A 3,824-nucleotide genomic window follows, 5' to 3' on the forward strand; every position below is an offset into this window, starting at 1 on the left:
ATATTTCCTTGAATATATATAATTCAACGTAATCGCCCAATAACGAGGTATATTGAATAAGAGACCTTCACCTAGGGTAATAGCCCCAAAAATTCGGACAAATTTTGGAGAGATATTTATTATGAAATTAACTGTTGAAAATAAGATAGAGATGTATAGACTTAAGAAAGAAGGATACTCATACAATGAACTAGCTAAAAAGTTTAATATTAATATTAGTAATGTGAAATACATGGTCAAACTAGCTGATTTACATGGTGAAACCGTACTGATTAAAGAGAAAAATAATTACTATCCACCAGAATTAAAACTAAATATAATCAATGAAGTTTTAATAATAGGAAATTCTATACACGCTACTTCACTAAAGTACGCATTACCGAATCCTGGTTTACTATGTAATTGGATTTTAAAATTTAAAGAAAACAGGTATAATATACTAGAGAAACCGAGAGGAAGAACTAGTAAGATGAAAAATAATAAAAAGATAGAAAAAAATGAATTATCAAAAGTAGAACAACTAGAGAAGGAACTTGAGTACCTACGTGCGGAAAATGCAGTTTTAAAAAGTTGAGGGAGATAAGGAACTTAGCTAGGTTAAATTTTATAGAAAACAATAAGAATTTAATCTTTATAGGTAATAGTGGTGTTGGAAAGACTCATTTAGCAACAGCGATTGGAAGATTAGCAGCTAGTTCTAGATATTCAACATATTTTATAAAATGTCATGATTTAATAGCAAATTTAAAAGCCGCTCTAGCTGAAAATAGGCTAGAGTAGCGATTAAAACACTATTCAAAGTATAAATTATTGATTATAGACGAAATTGGTTATTTACCTTTAAAAAAAGATGATGAGTGGTTATTATTCCAACTAATAGACCGGCGTTACGAAAAAAAGAGCATAATAGCCACATCTAATATTCCTTTTTCTAAATGGGCGACATTATTCAGTGATGAGAAAGTGGATTCAGCTATACTTGACAGGCCACTTCATCACACTTATATAATTCCCATTATAGGTATTCTTATCAACTAAAAAATCATGTTAGTTTTGAATAATTGTACATTTTATTTTGTCACTTTTGTACATTTTTATATTAACATTTACAAATATGCCAAATGGACAAGCCAGCCATCTACCATTCTCGTGTATTCATCAAACGCCAACATAATTATTTCCTCCTTCTTTTATTTTGTATATACATCTTTGTTATGCTCTAGAAATGGTATTTTTTCTATCAATCATATTACAATAATATAGTATTTAAAACTAACAAGATGATTGTCCTTTAAACTAATATAATTTAAAAAAAGAACAGAGAGTAACAATTTTACTTCCTGTCCTTTGTTCTTACGTTACATTCTGAATGAATTTTCAATAGTTTATTTCGAATTTACGTTGTCATTACAACTTAGCTTAAGTGGTATTTCTCCACTCAAACTATAGATACTTCTCAAATTCTTGTTCAGATATCCCTAGTTCTTCACACGCATATCCTTTTGTTATCACACCTTTTTTTACTAAATCTATCAGTGTACCTACTCTCCCCTCTTCGATACCTTCTTCTCGTCCTCGTTGAAGTCCCTGTTCAATTCCTTGTTCTAACGCCTGTTCTTTCGCCTCTTTCACATACGCCAAATGCGCATTCCATCCATCCCAAGCTCTTATGTATTCATCAAACATAGCTTTATCCTCCTTATTCCACTCTTTTACATCTAGTATTCTATCTGCCTTCGTTATTATGTTCCCTGGTTGGTGTGTAAATGGTTTGTTACCAAATAACTCCATCCAACGCACTTTATTATAACTTACTTTCATCTCTGGCTTGTATTTTTTTAGCTCTAAAAATGCTATTTGTACTAGACTTCTTTTCTCTTCTATTCCTTTTACTCTGACTTTCAATTCTTCTTTCGTCTCACTATCTCTTAAACTAAAATTGTGAATCGCTCTATCATCTTCAAAGTAGTTCTCTTCTGTTATCGCTACAGCGTAGACGGGTATTAATTCTTGAGATAAATAATGTGTCTCTATTCCGGCTTTTTTATACTCATCTAAGTTTTGCGATACTTGTTCACAGATGTACAACCACAATCTTTTTATAAAATCAACCTGCATAGCTACCTGAATTTCTATGACAACTTGTGTTTTATCATTTAGTTCCGCAAGTACATCTACCTGTGTAGTAAAATCTGGTAAAATTTTACCAGTTGTTACATGTATTTGTGTTCCTTCTAATATTTTTACACTTTCGACCGGTAATTCTAAAATATCACGAATAAACTCTGCGGTTATTTCTGTATCGCTAAATATTTTTTTCGCAATTAAATCCATCATTGGTCGTGCGTCTTTGTGTCTTATATTTTCCATTTTTTGAAATCTCCCTATTTATTATTTTTTTCATAATCCCTAATAATTCTCCACCTTCATTATACTCCATGAAAGCTATTTTTTCTAATGATAACATCAATAAAATTCAAATTATTTATCAAACAAAAAATCCAAGAAATGAACCTTTCAATTCTTCCTTGGATTTCTTGCTCTTCTCGACTATCTAAGTAGATAATGTTAAAGAATTATTTTCGATGATTTAGTTATTTTTACTCTTCATCTTTTTTACGTCTTTTAGCAACTGCTAGTAAGCTTCCTAGTACAGCTAATCCTAGACCTGCTAATCCTGTATTAGTTTCAGCTTCACCTGTATTTGCTAAACGTTTTGTAGGTTTTTCAACTTTACCAGTTGGTTTCACTGATTCGAAGTCTTGATTCACTAAGTCTGTTCCTGGGATTGTATGACTGATTCCTGTTGTTGGATCTTTGACAGTTGCTGTGCCATCATCTCCTACTGTTACTTCCTTACCTGGGTTCTTATCTTTGACTTTATCTGCCACTTGTTTTTTCTCTTCTGAAGTTAAGTGTGCTTTATCTTTGACTGGAACTTTATCTGTTGGTTTCACTGGTTCGAAGTCTTGATTCACTAAGTCTGTTCCTGGGATTGTATGACTAATTCCTGTTGTTGGATCTTTGACAGTTGCTGTGCCATCATCTCCTACTGTTACTTCCTTACCTGGGTTCTTATCTTTGACTTTATCTGCCACTTGTTTTTTCTCTTCTGGAGTTAAGTGTGCTTTATCTTTGACTGGAACTTTATCTGTTGGTTTCACTGGTTCGAAGTCTTTAACAGTTAAATCTTTAGCTGGGATTAGTACTGAATCACCAGTTGTTTTATCTGTAACGGTAACATTACCCTTATCATCTGCAGTAACAATTGTATTTGGATTAGATTCTTTAACTTTATCCACCAATTTTTCTATTTCTCTCTGTGTTAAGTGTTCTGGATCTGGAACTACAATTGGTAGTGGAATTGCCACTTCAAATTCTCTTGCTGGTTCACCTTTAGCGCTAGTTAATTTACCAGGAATTGTAATATCACTAGTTCCTTCTTTTGGAAGTTTACCATCTTCTTGGGCAATTCCTCTTCCTGTTGTTGGATTTTCAGGTAACTCATTATGAGTTAACTCTACTTTTCCTCCAATCACAACTTTTTCACTAGCAATACCAGGTAATTTGACTTTAGTACCTTCAGGAACTCCATCAACTGTTACTTCAACATTTCCTGTTTGTGGATTTTGTGTTCCTACTGTAAATGTTGGAGTTGATGTAGATGGTTTTTCTTTATACTCTACTGGTTGCGTTTGTGGTTGATCTGTTAACGTTACACTGTGTCCTTCAGTTGTTACTGGTACATACACTTTGTTGTCCACTGTCACTTCACCTGGTGTGTAGCTAATTGAATCTCCTTGGGCGTGCTCTCCTTCCACTGG

The 3,824-nt window shown here is 33.0% G+C and carries 3 protein-coding genes and 1 pseudogene; 2 read left to right on the top strand and 2 right to left on the bottom strand.

From position 1 onward, the window contains the following. Positions 1 to 121 precede the first annotated feature (121 nt). Together JX287_RS06475 and istB are read left to right on the top strand one after the other, a co-directional pair. Positions 122 to 574 carry a transposase gene (locus JX287_RS06475; protein ID WP_204643815.1) on the top strand — a complete coding sequence of 151 codons (453 nt, stop codon included), beginning with the start codon at positions 122 to 124 and terminating at the stop codon, positions 572 to 574. Beyond that, positions 574 to 1,061: pseudogene (gene istB, locus JX287_RS08975) on the top strand (IS21-like element helper ATPase IstB); the annotation flags it as partial. The gene JX287_RS06475 and the pseudogene istB, both read left to right, overlap by 1 nt. Positions 1,062 to 1,443: 382 nt before the next feature. Here the strand turns inward: istB and JX287_RS06490 are convergent. Together JX287_RS06490 and JX287_RS06495 are read right to left on the bottom strand one after the other, a co-directional pair. Next, entirely contained in the window at positions 1,444 to 2,370 is a 927-nt protein-coding gene (locus JX287_RS06490; RefSeq protein ID WP_204643820.1) for an Rpn family recombination-promoting nuclease/putative transposase, read from the bottom strand. Positions 2,371 to 2,600: 230 nt separating this feature from the next. Then, the coding region (locus tag JX287_RS06495) for an LPXTG cell wall anchor domain-containing protein (RefSeq protein ID WP_204643822.1) at positions 2,601 to 3,824 on the bottom strand (1,224 nt) is incomplete at its 5' end.

It is taken from the genome of Gemella haemolysans (assembly GCF_901873445.1).
In the GTDB taxonomy this organism is placed as follows: domain Bacteria; phylum Bacillota; class Bacilli; order Staphylococcales; family Gemellaceae; genus Gemella; species Gemella haemolysans_C.

Coding starts and splice junctions, on each gene's coding strand:
- JX287_RS06475 (WP_204643815.1), top strand. CDS start 122: ATGAAATTAACTGTTGAAAATAAGATAGAGATGTATAGACTTAAGAAA.
- JX287_RS06490 (WP_204643820.1), bottom strand. CDS start 2,370: ATGGAAAATATAAGACACAAAGACGCACGACCAATGATGGATTTAATT.